At 68.8% G+C, this 15,878-nt stretch carries 14 protein-coding genes and 1 pseudogene; 8 read left to right on the top strand and 7 right to left on the bottom strand.

The features are described from left to right. Positions 1–14 precede the first annotated feature (14 nt). The 6 genes and pseudogenes from F1643_RS08095 to pcaG form a co-directional block, all read left to right on the top strand. Positions 15–158 (top strand): annotated as a pseudogene (locus tag F1643_RS08095) (3-oxoadipyl-CoA thiolase); the annotation flags it as partial. Between the two features lie 212 nt (positions 159–370). Next, complete coding sequence (pcaD, locus tag F1643_RS08090) at positions 371–1,168, top strand: 3-oxoadipate enol-lactonase (protein ID WP_194912483.1); 798 nt, start codon at positions 371–373, stop codon at positions 1,166–1,168. Positions 1,169–1,182: 14 nt separating this feature from the next. After that, complete coding sequence (pcaC, locus tag F1643_RS08085; protein WP_194912482.1) at positions 1,183–1,581, top strand: 4-carboxymuconolactone decarboxylase; 399 nt, start codon at positions 1,183–1,185, stop codon at positions 1,579–1,581. A gap of 19 nt (positions 1,582–1,600) precedes the next feature. After that, positions 1,601–2,974, top strand: coding sequence for a 3-carboxy-cis,cis-muconate cycloisomerase (locus F1643_RS08080; RefSeq protein WP_194912481.1), 1,374 nt, complete (start codon positions 1,601–1,603; stop codon positions 2,972–2,974). A 24-nt stretch (positions 2,975–2,998) separates the two neighbouring features. Next, positions 2,999–3,721: a protocatechuate 3,4-dioxygenase subunit beta gene (pcaH, locus tag F1643_RS08075; RefSeq protein ID WP_194912480.1), complete on the top strand. Its 723-nt coding sequence runs from the start codon at positions 2,999–3,001 to the stop codon at positions 3,719–3,721. Between the two features lie 5 nt (positions 3,722–3,726). Beyond that, positions 3,727–4,284 carry a protocatechuate 3,4-dioxygenase subunit alpha gene (gene pcaG / locus F1643_RS08070; RefSeq protein ID WP_194912478.1) on the top strand — a complete coding sequence of 186 codons (558 nt, stop codon included), beginning with the start codon at positions 3,727–3,729 and terminating at the stop codon, positions 4,282–4,284. Between the two features lie 217 nt (positions 4,285–4,501). On the opposite strand, the gene F1643_RS08065 is transcribed toward pcaG, so the two are convergent. The 5 genes from F1643_RS08065 to F1643_RS08045 form a co-directional block, all read right to left on the bottom strand. Next, positions 4,502–6,586: a methyl-accepting chemotaxis protein gene (locus F1643_RS08065; protein WP_194912475.1), complete on the bottom strand. Its 2,085-nt coding sequence runs from the start codon at positions 6,584–6,586 to the stop codon at positions 4,502–4,504. A 331-nt stretch (positions 6,587–6,917) separates the two neighbouring features. Beyond that, positions 6,918–7,937 carry a TRAP transporter substrate-binding protein gene (locus F1643_RS08060; protein WP_194912472.1) on the bottom strand — a complete coding sequence of 340 codons (1,020 nt, stop codon included), beginning with the start codon at positions 7,935–7,937 and terminating at the stop codon, positions 6,918–6,920. 65 nt (positions 7,938–8,002) lie between these two features. Continuing rightward, positions 8,003–9,280, bottom strand: coding sequence for a TRAP transporter large permease (locus tag F1643_RS08055; RefSeq protein ID WP_194912470.1), 1,278 nt, complete (start codon positions 9,278–9,280; stop codon positions 8,003–8,005). A 34-nt stretch (positions 9,281–9,314) separates the two neighbouring features. Beyond that, entirely contained in the window at positions 9,315–9,896 is a 582-nt protein-coding gene (locus F1643_RS08050; RefSeq protein WP_194912467.1) for a TRAP transporter small permease, read from the bottom strand. Then, a complete protein-coding gene (locus tag F1643_RS08045) occupies positions 9,893–10,483 on the bottom strand; it encodes a gluconokinase (protein WP_194912466.1) in 591 nt (196 codons plus the stop codon). The genes F1643_RS08050 and F1643_RS08045 overlap by 4 nt, the downstream gene beginning before the upstream one ends. 347 nt (positions 10,484–10,830) lie before the next feature. Between F1643_RS08045 and F1643_RS08040 the strand changes: the two genes are divergently transcribed. Next, positions 10,831–11,895 carry a LacI family DNA-binding transcriptional regulator gene (locus F1643_RS08040; RefSeq protein ID WP_370540521.1) on the top strand — a complete coding sequence of 355 codons (1,065 nt, stop codon included), beginning with the start codon at positions 10,831–10,833 and terminating at the stop codon, positions 11,893–11,895. Between the two features lie 37 nt (positions 11,896–11,932). On the opposite strand, the gene F1643_RS08035 is transcribed toward F1643_RS08040, so the two are convergent. Then, the gene (locus tag F1643_RS08035) at positions 11,933–13,981 is read right to left on the bottom strand and encodes a methyl-accepting chemotaxis protein (protein WP_206692401.1); all 2,049 of its coding nucleotides are present in this window, start codon (positions 13,979–13,981) and stop codon (positions 11,933–11,935) included. Between the two features lie 238 nt (positions 13,982–14,219). Then, the gene (locus tag F1643_RS08030) at positions 14,220–15,008 is read right to left on the bottom strand and encodes an SDR family NAD(P)-dependent oxidoreductase (RefSeq protein WP_194912465.1); all 789 of its coding nucleotides are present in this window, start codon (positions 15,006–15,008) and stop codon (positions 14,220–14,222) included. Positions 15,009–15,344: 336 nt separating this feature from the next. Here F1643_RS08030 and F1643_RS08025 point away from each other — a divergent pair, with 336 nt between their 5' ends. Then, positions 15,345–15,737, top strand: coding sequence for a hypothetical protein (locus F1643_RS08025; RefSeq protein WP_194912464.1), 393 nt, complete (start codon positions 15,345–15,347; stop codon positions 15,735–15,737). Positions 15,738–15,878 lie beyond the last annotated feature (141 nt).

Raw genomic sequence — 15,878 nt, 5'->3', positions numbered from 1 at the left:
CTCGGCGCCGTGCGGGCCATCCACTCGGCATGAGCGGCGCTCGGCTGGCGACCACCGCGGTGTACCAACTCGAACAGTCCGGCGGCCGGACGGCGCTCTGCACCATGTGCATCGGCGTCGGCCAGGGCATCGCCGTGATGATCGAGCGGGTAAGTTAAACCCCCACCTATCCTCCCCACTGGGTGGGGGAGGGACTGCCGCCCCTCTCCCGGACAAGCGCCAATCCCCTCCCCCGCCCAGCTCTCGCACAAAGCTATGCCTTGTGCTGACGCGACAGGCGGACCGTAGGTCCGCTGAGAGCGGGGGAGGGTTAGGGTGGGGGCACCGTCAGCCGACACCCACCCATCGCAACCACCACAGGCGGACCCCCATGCCCTTCATCGAAGCCGCCGGCATCACCCAGCACTACGACCTGACCGGCCCGGACGACGCGCCGGTGCTGCTGTTCGCCAACTCCATCGGCACCAGCTTCCACATCTGGGACGCCGTGGTGCCGCACCTGTCCCAGCGCTACCGCGTGCTGCGCTACGACATGCGCGGCCATGGACTGACCCAGGTGACGCCGGTCAGCGACGACGCCGGCTACGGCATGGACCTGCTCGCCGACGACGCCGCCGGCCTGCTCGACGCGCTCGGCATCGCGCGCGCCCATGTCTGCGGCCTGTCCATCGGCGGCATGATGGCCCAGCGCCTCGCCGTCAAGGCGCCGGCCCGCGTGCATGGCCTGATCCTGTGCGACACCGCCGGGGTGATCGGTCCGCAATCGGTCTGGACCGACCGCATCGCCGCCATCCGTGCCCGCGGCATGGCCGCGATATCCGACGGGGTGATGGCGCGCTGGTTCACGCAAGCCTTCCGCGACAGCCGGCCCGACCAGATCCGCGGCTACACCGCCATGGTCGCCCGCACCACCGAGGACGGCTATGTCGGCTGCGCCATGGCGATCCGCGACGCCGACCTGCGTGCCGACAATGCCGCCATTACCGCCCCCACCCTGGTGATCTGCGGCGAGGACGACGTGGCGACCCCGCCCGACCTCGCCCGCGAGCTGGCGGCCGGCATCCCCGGCGCGCGGTTCGAACTGCTGCCCGGCGCCGCCCATATCCCCGGTGTCGAGAAACCGGCGGAACTGGCCACCCTGATCGACGGCTTCCTGAGGGATCTATAATGGATGACCCTGACATGAAGGACCGGGATCTGTACGACCGCGGCATGGCGGTGCGCCGCTCGGTCCTCGGCGACGCCCATGTCGACCGCTCGCTGGAGCGCGCCACCGGTTTCGACGCCGATTTCCAGGAGTTCATCACCAAGACCGCCTGGGGCCAGATCTGGACCCGGCCGGGGCTGGACATCCGGACGCGCAGCATGCTGACCATCGGCATGCTGGCGGCGCTGGGCAACGATGGCGAACTGAAGCTGCACATCCGCGCCACCCGCAACACCGGCGTCACCCGCGACGAGGTGAAGGAAATCCTGATGCAGGCCGCCGTCTATGCCGGCGTCCCCGCCGGAAACCACGCCATCGCGCTGGCCCGCGCTGTGTACGCGGAGATGGATGAAGAGGACGCCCAACAAGGCTGACACGCAAAGGCTGACCACCATGACCGTCCTCCGCCACGCCGACCCGCTGCTCGATCCGCTCTTCACCAGCGAGGCGGCAGCCGACGCCTTCTCGCCCACCGCAAGGCTGCAGGGCATGCTGGAGTTCGAGGCGGCGCTGGCGCGGGCCGAGGCGGCGGTGGGCGTGATCCCGGCCCACGCGGTTCCGGCCATCGAAGCGGCATGCAAGGCCCATCTCTACGACCTCGACGCGCTGGGGGCGGAGGCGGCGCTGGCCGGCAACACCGCCATCCCGATGGTCAGGCACCTGACCCGTGCCGTGAAGGCCGCCGACGAGGAGTCCTCCCGCTACGTCCATTGGGGCACCACCAGCCAGGACGCGATGGACAGCGGCCTGATGCTGCAGCTGCGCCGTTTCCTCGACGGCCTCGACGCCGATCTCGCGGATCTGGCAGACGGCCTCGCCGATTTCGCCGGCCGCCACCGCGCCACGCCGATGGTCGCCCGCACCTGGCTGCAGCACGCCCTGCCGACGACCTTCGGGCTGAAGGCCGCCGGCTGGCTCGACGCGCTGGACCGCGACCGTCAGCGCATCGCCGCGGCGAGAGACCGCCTCGCCCTGCAATTCGGCGGCGCTGCCGGAACGCTCGCCGCCCTGGGCGACGCCGGCCCGGCGGTGGCGGAGGCGCTGGCGAAGGAGTTGGACCTCCCCCTGCCCGCCCTGCCCTGGCACGCCAGCCGCGACCGCATCACCGAACTCGCCTCCACCCTCGGCATCCTCGCCGGCACGTTGGGGACGCTCGGCCGCGACATCTCGCTGATGATGCAGATGGAGGTCGCCGAAGCCTTCGAGCCCACCGGCCCCGGCCGCGGCGGCTCCTCCACCATGCCGCACAAGCGCAACCCGGTGTCCTGCGCCGTCCTGCTCTCCACCGCCATCCGCGCCCCCGCCCTGGTCGGCGGGCTGCTGGCGGCGCAGGTGCAGGAGCATGAACGCGGGCTCGGCGGCTGGCATGCCGAGTGGCAGGCGCTGCCCGACCTCTGCCGCCTCGTCGCCGGTGCCGCCCGCCATGCCCGCGAGACCGTCGCCGGCCTGACCGTCGATGCGGAGCGCATGCGCGCCAACCTGGACCTGACCCGCGGCCTGATCCTGGCCGAGGCGGTCACCATGGCGCTGGGCGACCGCATGGGCCGCATGGCCGCCCATTCCCGCGTGGCCGACGCCAGCCGCCTCGCGTCCTCCACCGGCCGGCCCCTGCGCGACGTTCTGGCCGAGGATGCCGAGGTGGTGCAGGCGCTGGGCATGGACGGCCTCGACCGCCTGTTCGACCCGCTGCGCTACACCGGCGCGGCATCCCATTTCATCGACCGCGTTCTGGCACTCCACAGGCAGCAACAGCGTCAGCAGAACTGACCGCCCCCCAGGAGGACACCCGAGATGGACACAGCCGTTCACGAGGCGGAAGGCGACTTTGGCCCCCGAGATTGGGCACAACACCCGCCCTACCTGTCGCCGCTCTACAGATCGACGGTTCTGCGCTCGCCGTCCAAACCGCTGATCCCGATGAAGCAATGCCTGTCGGTCCGCACCGGCCCGGTCTTCGGCCATGACAGCGTCGATCCGCTGGACAACGACCTGACGAAGAACGGCCGCGTCAACGGCGAGCCGATCGGCGAGCGCATCATCGTCACCGGCCGCGTGCTGGACGAAAGCGGCCGGCCGGTGCCGCGCACGCTGCTGGAGATCTGGCAGGCCAACGCCTGCGGCCGCTACGTCCACCGCTGGGACCGGCATGACGCGCCGCTCGACCCCAATTTCTTCGGAGCCGGCCGCTGCATCACCGACCAGGAAGGCCGCTATCGCTTCACCACGATCAAGCCCGGCGCCTATCCCTGGGGCAACCACCACAACGCCTGGCGTCCGGCCCACATCCATTTCTCGCTGTTCGGGCCGTCCTTCCTGACCCGGCTGGTCACCCAGATGTATTTCCCGGGCGATCCGCTGCTGCCGCTCGACCCGATCTACAACGGGGTGCCGGAGGGGGCGCGCGAGCTGCTGATCTCCCGCTTCTCCATCGACGTGACTGAGCCGCTGTGGGCGCTCGGCTATGAGTTCGACATCGTCCTGCGCGGACGCCAGGCCACGCCGATGGAGGGTTGACCGCCATGAGCCAAATGCTGAAACAGACGCCGTCCCAGACCGTCGGCCCCTATTTCGCCTATGCCTGGACCCCGGAACTCTACGGCCGCCGCCCGCTGGCGACCAACCGGCTGGCGTCCCGCGGCATGGCCGGCGAGCATATCCGCATCGAAGGCGTGGTCACTGACGGCGAAGGTGCGCCGATCCGCGATTGCGTGGTGGAGATCTGGCAGGCCGGCGCCAACGGCCGCCACGCTCCCGGTGCGGCCGGCTTCGGGCGCTGCGGCACCGACGACGAAGGCCATTATTTCTTCGACACGGTGAAGCCGGGCGTTTGCGACCAGGGTCACGCCCCGCACATCGCGGTGACGGTGTTCGCCCGCGGCATGCTGAGCCACGCCTTCACCCGCCTGCATTTCTCCGACGAAGCCGCGGCGAACGCGGAGGATCCGGTGCTGGCGAGCGTCCCAGCCGACCGCCGCGACACCCTGATCGCCCACCGCGCCGAGGTGCCGGGCGGGGTGGTCTACCGTTTCGATATCAGGTTGCAGGGCGAGGGGGAGACGGTGTTTTTCGATTGTTGAGGGGGGAGCCGTCGGCTGACGATGCCCCCACCTAACCTCCCCCGCTGGGCGGGGGAGGGACTGCCGCTGCCCTCCCAATCAAGCACTTATCCCCTCCCCCGCCCAGCTCTCGCACAAAGCTATGCTTTGTGCTGACGCGACAGGCGGACCGTAGGTCCGCTGAGAGCGGGGGAGGGCTAGGGAGGGGGCATCGTCAGCCGACACCCACACACACCTCTCACCCCTCGCGGATCGTCGCCACGAAGCGCTGCACTTCGGTGCGCAGCTGGGCCGACTGGTGCGACAGCGTGTCGGCCGCCGCGCGGGCCTGGGCGGCCATGCTGCCGGTCTCGCCGGCGGCGCGGGTGACGCCGTCGATGTTGGTCGACACCTCGCGGGTGCCGGCGGCGGCCTGCTGGACGTTGCGGCTGATCTCGCGGGTGGCCGCCCCCTGCTCCTCCGCCGCCGCGGCGACGGCGGTGACCGTCTCGCTGATGCCGAGGATGGTGTGGCCGATGGCCTGGATGGCGCCGACGGCGCTGCCGCTGACCGCCTGGATCTCGGCGATCTGGGCGGCGATCTCCTCCGTCGCCTTGGCGGTCTGGCTGGCGAGGTTCTTCACCTCCTGCGCCACGACGGCGAAGCCCTTGCCGGCCTCCCCGGCGCGGGCAGCCTCGATGGTGGCGTTCAGCGCCAGCAGGTTGGTCTGGCCGGCGATGGACTGGATGAGGTTCACCACGTCGCCGATCTTCTGCGCCGCCTGGGCCAGACCGGCGACGGTGCCGTTGGTCTTCTCGACCTCCCCCACCGCATCGTTCGCCATGCGGGACGAGGCGGCGATGCGCTGGTTGATCTCCTCGATGGAGTGGGCCAGTTCCTCCGCGGCGGCGGCCACCGTCTGCACGTTGCCGCTGGCGACGTCGGCGGCGCTGGCGACGGCCGCGGCCTGGGCGTTGGTCTGCTCGGCGATGGCCGACAGCCCTTCGGAGTCGGTGCGGATCAGTTCGGCCTGCTCGGTCACGCTGGCGACCACGCCGCCGACCGTGCCCTCGAACCGGTCGGCCATCCGGGCCAGTTCCTGCTTGCGCTGTTCGGCGGCGCGCTGCTCCTCCAGGTGGCGCTGCTCCTCCATCTCGGCGACGCGGCCGGCATTCTCCTTGAACAGCTGGAGCGCCTGGTTGATGGCGCCGATCTCGTCGGCGCGGTCGCGGTCGGTGACCTCCACGTCGCGCCGGCCGGCGGTCAGCGCCTGAATGGTGGCGATGATCCGGCGCAGCGGCTGGCCGACGACCATGCGGCTGGTCAGCCACAGCGCCAGCAGAAGCCCGGCGGTCAGCAGCACCGCGCCCACGGCGATGAAGGCCCGCAGTTCCTGCTTCGGCACCTCGATCTTGTTGATCGGCAGGTTGACCAGGATCGACCAGGGCGTGCCGGTGCTGCCGACGACGACCGGGCGGAACAGCTGCTTGACGTCGGTCTTCAGGCTGGCCGACACCGAGAAATGGGAGAAGGGTTTGCCGTCCCGGATGGCGGGCATGGCGTCCTTCAGCCGCTCGTTGGTCTGCAGGATCGGCTTGCCCAGATGGTCGGGGTTGCTGTAGGCCGCCCATGCCCCGCCGTTGGAGATCAGGAAGACCGATCCCGTCTCGAACGGCTTGGCCGTCTTCAACTCGTTCCAGATGTCGTCGGTGGCGATGTCCACGCCGGCGACGCCGATGAACTTGCCGCCGTCCATGATCGGAACCGCCAGCGACACCATCAGCACGTTCTTGCCGGCGACCGTGTAGCTGTAGGGCTCGACGATCACCTCCTTGCCGGTGCGCTTGGCCTGCTGGTAGTAGATGCCGTCCGGTCCGGGATCGTCATAGCCGACCAGCGATTCCAGCTGGACCTTGCCGCCGCCGCGGTTCCAATAGGAGATGAAGCGGCCGCTGGCGTCGCTGCCGGGTTTGTTGGCGAAGGCGGCGTCCTTGCCGTCCAGCGCGTTGGGCTCCATGCCGATCCAGACGCCGATCAGCCCCGTGTTGGCCTCCAGCAGGCTTTTCAGCCAGTCGTTCAGCTTGTCGCGTTCGACGATGCCGCTCCGCTTCAGGCTGAGCAGCGTCGTGCCCATCAGGCGGCTGACGTCCATGGCGTCGTTCAGCCGGCGCTCGACGGTCGCCGCATGGTACTTGCCCAACTCCTCCCCGACCTGGAAGGACAGCTCGTCGGTGTCCGCCCCGCTCTTGACGGAGATCACGACCGAACCGCCCCCCAGCCCGATCGCCAGGACCAACCCGATCGCCAACACCAGCTTTGTCACCAACGGCAACTTCTTGAACATCGACATTCCCCGCGACACATCCGAATGAAGGCACGACACCCCACGCCGACTGTCCCGCGGTTCGGTTAAATTCGCGTAAATTGCTGTCTAAAATATTTGTTGGCCTGAAATACATTGAGAGCCGTTCGCAAATTGAGAACGAAGTCAGTCGAATTCGCATCTTCAGATCATACTTTTGGACCAATACCACAGCTTATTTGAACACGAACAACTTGTGTGCACTGAACTCTCCGCCGGTTGATCCCGAAAGACGAAGGGGGCGGACCGGCTTCCCCGATCCACCCCCATCCGTCCCCTTCGCCCCGTCACAGGGCGTGTGCGCGGTGCAGCGTTACTTCCGGGCGGCGACGATGGCGGCCTGGATCTCCTTCAGGACCTCCGCACCGCCGTCGGCGGCGTACTTGTCGAAGGCGGGCTTGACCATCTCGCGCATGCGGTCCAGCTCGGCCGGGCTCAGCTCGTTGATCTGCATGCCCTTTTCCTTCAGGTAGGACACGCTCTGTGCCGAGGCCTCGCGGCTGTCCTTGCGCTCGAACTCGCGCGAGGCGACGGCGGCCTCGTGAACGATCTTCTTCTCGTCCGCCGACAGGCCGTCGTACCAGCGCTTGCTGGCCAGCACGATCCACGGGCTGTAGACGTGGCGGGAAATGGTCAGGTACTTCTGCACCTCGTAGAACTTGGACGACTGGATGGTCGTGACCGGGTTCTCCTGGCCGTCGACCGTGCCGGTCTCCAGCGCGGTGAACAGCTCGGAGAAGGCCAGCGGCACCGCGTTGGCGCCGAAGCGGTTGAACATGTCGATGTAGACCGGGTTCTGCATCACGCGCAGCTTGATGCCGCCCATGTCCTCGAGCTTGGTGATCGGCCGCTTGCTGTTGGTCAGGTTGCGGAAGCCGTTCTCCCAATAGACCAGCCCGATCAGCCCCTTGTCGTTCAGCGCCTTCAGCAGCTTCTCGCCGAAGGGGCCGTCCAGGACGGCGTCGGCTTCCTTCTCGTTGTTGAACAGGAAGGGCAGGTCGTAGACGCCGAAATCCTTGACGATGCCGACGAGCGTGGCGGTGGAGCCCACCATCATCTCCTGCGCGCCGCCGATCAGGGCGTTCTGCATCTGGATGTCGTTGCCCAGGCTGGCGTCGCCGAAGCCCTTCATCTTGAACTTGCCGCCGCTGCGCTTGGACAGTTCCTCGGCGAAATACTTGACGGCGCGGCCCTGGTTGCTGCTTTCCGACAGGCCGTAGCCGAAGCGGATGATGCGGGTCTTCACCTCCTGGGCGGAAGCGCTGGTGGCGGCGGCTACGGGAGCGAGCAGGGCGGCGGCGATGCCGGTGGCGAGAAGCAGTTTGCGGAACATGGTGTCGGTCTTCCTTCCTTGGGCGTTTCGTTGTGGTTGGCGTTCGGGCGTTTGGCGTTTGGGCGTCAGCGGAAGAAATGCAGCGGTGCGGTGACGATCTCCGGCACGGCGATCAGCAGCCCGAGCAGCACGATGTAGGTCAGCAGGAAGGGCCAGATGCCCTTGGTGGCGCTTTCCAGCGAGATGCGGGCGACGCCGCACACCACGTTCAGCACCGTGCAGACCGGCGGATGGATCAGGCCAAGCGTGCCGACCAGGACGAACATCACGCCGAAATAGGCGGGGTCGATGCCGGCCTTGATCGCCAGCGGGGTCAGGACCGGCCCCAGCACCAGGATGGTCGGCGTCAGGTCCATCACCGTGCCGACGGCCAGAAGCAGGCAGGCGATCGCGAGCATCAGCAGCTTCGGATTGTCCATCAGCGGGGCCAGCAGCTCCGTCATCTGCTGCGGCAGGTCGGCCAGCGTCACCATGTAGGACGACACCAGCGCCGCGGCGCACAGGAACATCACGGTGCTGGTGGTGCGCGCCGCCTGGACCAGCAGCGGCACCAGCTGCGCCAGCGTGACCTGCCGGTAGACGAACAGCGCGACGAACAGCGAATAGACGGCGGCGACCACCGCGGCCTCGGTCGGCGTGAAGATGCCGCCGCGCAGGCCGCCGATGATGATGACCGGCAGGGCCAGCGCCCAGATGCCGTCGCCCAGCGCCTTCAGCCGCTCCCGCCCGCTCGCCTTCGGCTGCAGCTTCACCGTCATGTCGCGGACGACGAACATCCAGGCGCAGACCAGACCGATGCCCATCAGCAGGCCGGGCACGATGCCGGCCATGAACAGCGAGCTGATCGAGGTGTTGGTGGTCACGCCGAAGATGATGAAGGGCATGCTGGGCGGGATGATCGGGGCGATGATGCCGCCGGACGCGATCAGGCCGGCCGAGCGCGGCACCGGGTAGCCATGGTCGCGCATCATCGGGATCAGCAGCGTGGCGAGCGCCGCGGTGTCGGCGATGGCCGAGCCCGACAGGCTGGCCAGCATCACCGAGGCGCCGATGGTGACGTACCCCAGCCCGCCCTTGATGTGGCCGACGAGGCTGACCGCGAGGTTGATGATGCGCTGGGAGATGCCGCCGGCGTTCATCAGTTCGCCGGCCAGGATGAAGAAGGGCACCGCCATCAGCGGATAGTTGTCGGCGCCGCTCAGCATGTTCTGGGCGACCAGCTGGGCGTCGAAGAAATCCAGGTGAACCATCAGCGCGACGCCGGTCAGCATCAGCGCGAAGGCGATGGGCATGCCGAGCAGCATCAGGCCGAACAGCGAGCCCAGGAAAATGGTGAGGGTCATGGCGGAAACTCCGTCCGCAGGTGGTCGTCTGGGCTCAGTGCTTGGCGACGGCGGCGCTGCCGTGCGGGGCGGGGGCCGGGGGCGCCACGGCGGGACCGTGCGAGTCCGGATGGTCCATGGTGGTGTCGGGATCACCGGGGATGCGGGCGCCGGGCTGGTTGGTGACGATCCGCAGCAGGTTCGCCAGCACGATCAGCGCCATGGCGATGGCCGGGAAGAAGCCCGCCGCGGCGTAGAAGGCCATGGGGAAGCGCAGGACGGTGGAGAAGGTCTCCATGCCGATCAGCAGCTGGATCCAGCTGCCCTGCACGAACAGCCACAGGGCATAGAGCATCATCAGGTGGGCGATCACCGCGCAGACGCGGCGGACCTTGGCCGGCAGGCGGCTCTGCACGATCTCCAGGCCCAGGTGCCGCTGGTGCCGCAGCGCCACGGTGGCGCCCAGGAACACCAGCCAGACGAACATCAGCCGCGCGATCTCCTCCGCCGCGACGATGCCGCTGTTGAAGATGTAGCGCAGGACGACGTTGCCGAAGACGAGACCGACCATGATCGCCAGCATCAGCGCCATGATCCATTCGGTGATCCGCTCCAGCAGATCCGCCACGCGTTTCATGCGGTCCTCCCAATATTCTCCCCGCCGGTCAGGCGGGCGCAGGCGTCGGCGACGATGGCGTCCGCCGGCAGCGTCACCTCATAGGACAGCGCGGCCTCGTCGGCGGCAGGCATCTCAAGGTCGGCGAACTGGCTGTCGACCAGGGCGGTGGGCATGAAATGGGCGGTCCGCCCCCCCATGCGAGAAGCGATCAGCGCCTTGTCGCCGTGCAGATGCAGGAAGACGACCCGCTCGCAATCGCCGCGCAACCGGTCGCGGTAGCGCCGCTTCAGCGCCGAACAGGCGACCACCAGCCCGCGCTCTTCACGATGCGCATCGGCGATGAAGCCGGCCAGCGTGGCCAGCCAGCCGTCGCGGTCGTCGTCGGTCAGCGGGATGCCGGACGACATCTTCGCGATGTTGGCGGGCGGATGGTGCGCATCGCCTTCGATGAAGGCATGGCCCAGCGCCGCGGCAAGGCTCTGGCCGACGCTGGACTTGCCGCAGCCGGCGACGCCCATCACCACGACGACCGGCGGTGCCGCGGACAGGCTGTCCGGCGGGCGGGTGCCGGCGGCGGGAGACGGCGAGATGGAGGGACCGTTCATGAGGCTCGTGTTCCCAATTCCCGGTGCAAGGCGGCATCCGCGCCCTCGCAGGTCACGGCGGCCACGCACTACAAAAACGTGTTAGCGCTATCATGTGCGGACCAAAGGCACATCCGTGGCCCTATGGCCCGAATGCACGGATGACGCCGACACGAGATGACGATACTGTTAGCGCTAACCTTGACGGGCGTAAAGAGTTTTGTTTGAGTTGCGGACGAACCGGTTGGCGGGAGCCGCGGGTTGCAGGTGCCGCTTGCCGGCCATGCTACACAACGGTAATCAGCGATCCAGCGTGGCGCTTCGTCGCGCCGGCCTCTTCATAGAGACGATTGGAAGGATGGAGCCCTGTGACGACACGTGGCGATGATCGGCCTGCATCCCCGACGGTCAAGACGCGCAAGCCGCGCTCTTCGCGCACCGGCCGGGCGACGATGGCGGACGTGGCGGAGCGGGTCGGCGTCAGCGCCATCACCGTGTCGCGCGCCTTCAAGCGGCCGGAGCTGGTCGGGCCGGAGCTTCGCCAGCGCATCCTCGACATCGCCCAGTCGATGGGCTACGTGCCGAACCAGGCGGCCAGCGCGCTGGCGTCGGCGCGGTCGATGACGGTGGCCGTGCTGATCCCGTCGATGACCAACATGGTCTTCGTCGAGACGCTGGCCGGCATCCACGACATGCTGCTGCCGCGCGGCTACCGCGCACTGATCGGCGTCACCCACTATTCCCCGGAGGAGGAGGAGCGGCTGATCCGCACCTACCTTCAGTTCCAGCCCGACGGCATCCTGCTGACCGGCACCGACCACACCGACGTCACCCGCACCTACCTGTCGGCACTGAGCAGCCCGACCGTCCACATGATGGAACTGCTGGACGAACCCGGCAGCCTCAGCGTCGGCTGCTCGCAGGAGGAAGGCGGGCGGCTGATGACCACCCATCTGCTGGAGCGCGGCTACCGCCGCATCGGCTTCGTCGCCGTGCAGCTCGACCCGCGCACGCTCTCCCGCCTGGACGGCTACCGCCACGCGCTGGAGGAGGCCGGGCTGTATGACGAGAAGCGGGTGTGGCGCCTGCCCGACCCGTCCTCCATCCATCTGGGCGCGGCGATGATCGACCGGCTGATGGCCGAGAACACCGACTGCGACGCCGTCTTCTTCTGCAACGACGATCTGGCGCAGGGCGCGCTGTTCCAATGCCAGCGCCGCGGCATCCGGGTGCCGGAACAGCTCGCCATCGCCGGCTTCAACGACCTGCCGGCGTCGGCCTGGACCACCCCGACCCTGACCACCATCGCCACGCCCCGCTACGCCATCGGCCGTCATGCCGCCGCCATGCTGCTCGACCTGATGGACGGCAAGGAGCCGCCGCGCCGCCGCGTCGACCTGGGGCTGACCTTCATCGCGCGGGAGAGCACCTGAGCGAAGCTCGCCCAGGCGCCCAGCCGCGGCGGGCGCCTTACGCCGCCCGCACCGTCGCGATGAAGGTCCCGACCTCCCGGCGCAGCCGCTCCGCCTCGGCGGCGAGTTCCTGCGAGGTGCCGCGGACGCGGCCGGCGGCGTCGCCGGTCTCGTGAACGGCGGTGCTGACGCCGGCGATGTTGCTCGACACCTCCTCGGTGCCCTGGGCGGCCTGGGTGACGCTGCTGGCGATCTCCCGCGTGGCGGCGGCCTGTTCCTCTATGGCGGCGGCGATGGCGGTGGTGATCTCGCTCATGCGGCCGATGGTCCGGCCGATGCCGCCGATCGCCTTCTGGGCGCCGCCGGTCGTCTGCTGGATTTCCTGCACCTTGGCCTGGATCTCGTCGGTCGCCTTGGCGGTCTGGGTGGCCAGCGCCTTCACCTCGCTCGCCACGACGGCGAAGCCCTTGCCGGCCTCGCCCGCCCGCGCCGCCTCGATGGTGGCGTTCAGCGCCAGCAGGTTGGTTTGCGCTGCAATGCCGCTGATCAGCTCCACCACCGCGCCGATCTGCTCGGCGGCGGTCACCAGTTCGCGCATGGTGCGGTCGGCGCCGTCGGCATCGGCCACCGCCTGGGTGGCGATGCGGGTGGAGTTCTCCACCTGCTGGCCGATCTCGGCGATGGAGGCCGACAGCTCCTCCGTCGCGGTGGCGACGGTCTGCACGTTGGCCGAGGCCTGTTCCGAGGCGCTGGCGACCAGCAGCGAGCGCTCGCTCGCCTCCTGCGCGGTGGCGGTCAGCGCGGTGGCCGCGTCGCGCATACCGGTGGCGGCGTTGGCGACGGTGTCGACGATGCCCTTCACCGTGCTTTCGAAGGTGTCGGCCATCTGCATCATGGTCTGGCGGCGATGCTCGGCGGCCTTGCGCTCGCTCTCCTCCTGCGCCTTGCGCATGCGCCCCATCTCCAGCGCATTGGTCTTGAAGACCTGGAGCGAGCGGGCGAGTGCGCCGATCTCGTCCCGGCGCTCGTCGTCGGTGACTGCCACGCCGAGGTCGCCTTGGGCCAGACGCCCCATCGCCCCGGTGATGGCGCCGAGCGGCCGGGTGATGGCGCGCGAGATCGCCCAGGCCAGCAGCAGGCCTGCCAGCAGGGCGACCGCGGTGACCGCCGTGCCGCGCGATTCGGCCGCGGCGACCTCGGCGGCGGCGCTGCGTTCCAGCTGCGCCAGGAATTCGGCGGAATTGGAGCGGATCAGCCCGATCTTGTCGCCGATCTCCTTGCCGGCCTTGCCCAGCGTCTGGCTGTTCAGCGACTGCAGTTCGCCGCTCAGCACCGCGATGCGCTCGATCCCCGTGCGGTAGGCGGGCAGCTTGGCGACGGCCTCGGCCAGTTTGGCCTTGACCGGCCCCTCCTCCATCCCGCCGCGCAGCGCCTCGGCCTTCGCGGTGACGTCGGCCAGGTCCTTGCGGATGCGTTCGAGATCCTCCGCCTTGGTTTCCGCCACGAAGCGGGCGACCAGCACGCGGACCAGCAGGAACTGTTCGCTGACCTCGGCCGCGCGCACGGTGCGGTCCAGGTTGCCGCCGTCCTTCTCCGCCTTGACGGTGTCGCTCAGCGTGCGGCGGATGCCGGCGCCCAGCGTGTTCACCACCGACGCGACGATCTGGTCGCGCTCCGTCCGCGCGGCGACGAGACGGTCGAAACCGCCGGTCAGCGTCTGGCGCAGCGTGGCGATCTCCTGCGCCGTCTGGAGGTCGGACGAACGGGTCATCCGCGCGGTGGCGGCGTCCAGCTTCTGGCGGAACGTCTCCACATCGCCGCGGAACCGGTCGGCCACCGCGGGGGAGCCGCTGGCCACGAACTCCTCCGCCGAGCCCAGGGCGTCGGCCATGTTGGTGTCCGCCTCCGCCACCGTCATGGCGACGTGCGACTGCCCCGCATACTGACGAAGCGCATCGTCGCTCGACCGCAAGCCCGTCCAGGACACCGCCCCCAGCCCGACCAGAAGCGCCAGCGTGACGCCGAAGCCGGTGTAGATCTTGGTTGCCGTCCGCAGGTTGGCGAAGGTTCCGGCTCTGGCGGGCTGGTTCCGGCTGGTGGCGTTCATGATGGTGACCCCGGCTTCCACTGGCGATGGAGCGGACTTTGGTTAGGCCGCTGATTGGTCGGTCACATTACAAGAACAATGCCAAGGGACCATTAACGGCAGGATCGCTTTTCTACCCTACGAAAACGCCGCCGATTGCCTGCAAACCCGCCGGCAACCCTTCGCAATTTGCCAAAACTCTTGATAATGCTTTGCAATTTGCCAATTTCACCGCTCCGAAACTGCGAAGCTCCAGCCATTAGTTATAGAACTGTCCCCCATTCACCTCGATAACCTGCCCGGTGATGTAGCCGGCAAGCCGGCCGGAGGCGAGGAACAGGTAGGCGCCGACGCAATCCTGCGCCGTGCCCAGCCGCTTCAGCGGGATGCGCGCCGCGGTCTGCGTCAATTTGTCAGGGGTCGAGTAACGTTGGTGGAAATCGGTGTCGATGGTGCCGGGGGATACGGCATTGACACGGATGCCGTGCGGCGCCAGTTCCGTCGCCAGCGAGCGGGCGAGGCTGGCCTGGAACGCCTTGGCGGCGCTGTAGAGCGACGACCCCGCGCTGCCCCCGGTCCGGCCGGAGATGGAGCCGGTGTTGACGATGACCCCCTTCGACGCGACCAGCGCCGGCAGCGCCGTCCGGCTGGCGATGACGGCGGAGGCGGCGTTCAGGTCGAACTGCCGCTGCAGGAACTCGTCGTCGATGTCGCCCAGCGCCACCCGGCCCAGCATGGTGCCGGCATTGTTGACCAGCACATCCAGGCCGCCGAGCCGGTCCACCGCGCTTTCCACCACCCGGCGGACCTCCGCCTTGTCGGCGAAGTCGCCGGCCAGCGGGACCACTCCCGTCCCCATCCCCGCAGCCGCGGCCTCCAGCGCCGTCGCGTCGCGGCCGTGGATGGCGACGCGGGCGCCGAGCTGGGCGAACGCCGCCGCCACCGCGGCACCGATGCCGCGGCTGCTGCCGGTCACCAGAACCCGCTTGCCGCGGAACTCCTGCGCCAGCAGGTCGGCGGGCCAGTCGGCAAAATCGGTCGCGGTCATGAACGCGTGCTCCCCTGATGGCAGGCCGCCCCGTCCTATGTTCGGAATCGAAAGGCCGCCTGATTGTTCGTGTTCCAATCCGATCATAGGGGGCGTCGCTTCCCCCGGTCAATCCAAGGGCTGGCGACAAGGGGTCGATTGTTGTTTCCACGCGAATAGTGTTGTCGGAACTGCTGGATTTATCCGGCGGGGGCAGACGGTTAACTCTGTGTTCACGGCCGACGCTCCCCGGCGCCGACCGGACGTCAACCTCCAGCCCCGCCCCGCGCCCGGTGACGAATCCCCCGTCGCCGGGCGCATCCCCCGGCAGGGCCGTCTTCGAATAAGGACATCGTCATGTTCACGCAGAAGTTCTCAACCACCGCCGTTGCCGCCGTCCTGTCGCTGTCGGCCCTGACCTTCGCCGCCGGTACTGCCAATGCCGCGCAGGATGCCGGCTTCGACAGCCTGCTGGCCTCCACCTCCGCCGCCGTCGTCCAGGCCGATGCCCTGACCGCCGAGCGCACCGAGCGCGACGCCGCCCGCACTGCCCTGTCGGTCGCCCGCTCACTCGCCGCCCAGGGCGACACCAAGGGCGCCAGCGCCTACCTGAACTTCGCCCGCGCCAAGCTCGGCCTCGGCAGCACGGCCCAGGACAGCGTCGTCGGCCTCTCCGCCTCGGGTGACTCCACCATCCGTACCGACGCCGTCCGCGGCAACGCCATCGCCTCGCACAGCTCCTACCGGTAACCTTTACCGGTAACGCGTACCTGACCTTCCCGAACCTGCCGCGGACGTCCGCCGACCGACATGAGCGGCGGCGCCGCGCGGCGATCGGGACCATCTCCCGCCCACCCGCCGCTTCGCGAGAATCCTGTCGTAGACGGCCGG

The sequence above is a fragment of the Azospirillum sp. INR13 genome, from assembly GCF_015390205.1.
Taxonomy (GTDB): Bacteria; Pseudomonadota; Alphaproteobacteria; order Azospirillales; family Azospirillaceae; genus Azospirillum.
The sequence above is the reverse complement of the archived record's forward strand: the minus strand, read 5'-3'. Positions and strand labels throughout refer to the sequence as shown.

Bases quoted from the DNA above. Each gene is read 5' to 3' on its own strand.
- F1643_RS08065 (WP_194912475.1), bottom strand. From the start codon at position 6,586: ATGTTCAAGAAGTTGCCGTTGGTGACAAAGCTGGTGTTGGCGATCGGG.
- F1643_RS08055 (WP_194912470.1), bottom strand. From the start codon at position 9,280: ATGACCCTCACCATTTTCCTGGGCTCGCTGTTCGGCCTGATGCTGCTC.
- F1643_RS08080 (WP_194912481.1), top strand. From the start codon at position 1,601: ATGACCGTCCTCCGCCACGCCGACCCGCTGCTCGATCCGCTCTTCACC.
- pcaH (WP_194912480.1), top strand. From the start codon at position 2,999: ATGGACACAGCCGTTCACGAGGCGGAAGGCGACTTTGGCCCCCGAGAT.
- F1643_RS08045 (WP_194912466.1), bottom strand. From the start codon at position 10,483: ATGAACGGTCCCTCCATCTCGCCGTCTCCCGCCGCCGGCACCCGCCCG.
- pcaC (WP_194912482.1), top strand. From the start codon at position 1,183: ATGAAGGACCGGGATCTGTACGACCGCGGCATGGCGGTGCGCCGCTCG.
- pcaD (WP_194912483.1), top strand. From the start codon at position 371: ATGCCCTTCATCGAAGCCGCCGGCATCACCCAGCACTACGACCTGACC.
- F1643_RS08035 (WP_206692401.1), bottom strand. From the start codon at position 13,981: ATGAACGCCACCAGCCGGAACCAGCCCGCCAGAGCCGGAACCTTCGCC.
- F1643_RS08050 (WP_194912467.1), bottom strand. From the start codon at position 9,896: ATGAAACGCGTGGCGGATCTGCTGGAGCGGATCACCGAATGGATCATG.
- F1643_RS08025 (WP_194912464.1), top strand. From the start codon at position 15,345: ATGTTCACGCAGAAGTTCTCAACCACCGCCGTTGCCGCCGTCCTGTCG.
- F1643_RS08060 (WP_194912472.1), bottom strand. From the start codon at position 7,937: ATGTTCCGCAAACTGCTTCTCGCCACCGGCATCGCCGCCGCCCTGCTC.
- F1643_RS08030 (WP_194912465.1), bottom strand. From the start codon at position 15,008: ATGACCGCGACCGATTTTGCCGACTGGCCCGCCGACCTGCTGGCGCAG.
- pcaG (WP_194912478.1), top strand. From the start codon at position 3,727: ATGAGCCAAATGCTGAAACAGACGCCGTCCCAGACCGTCGGCCCCTAT.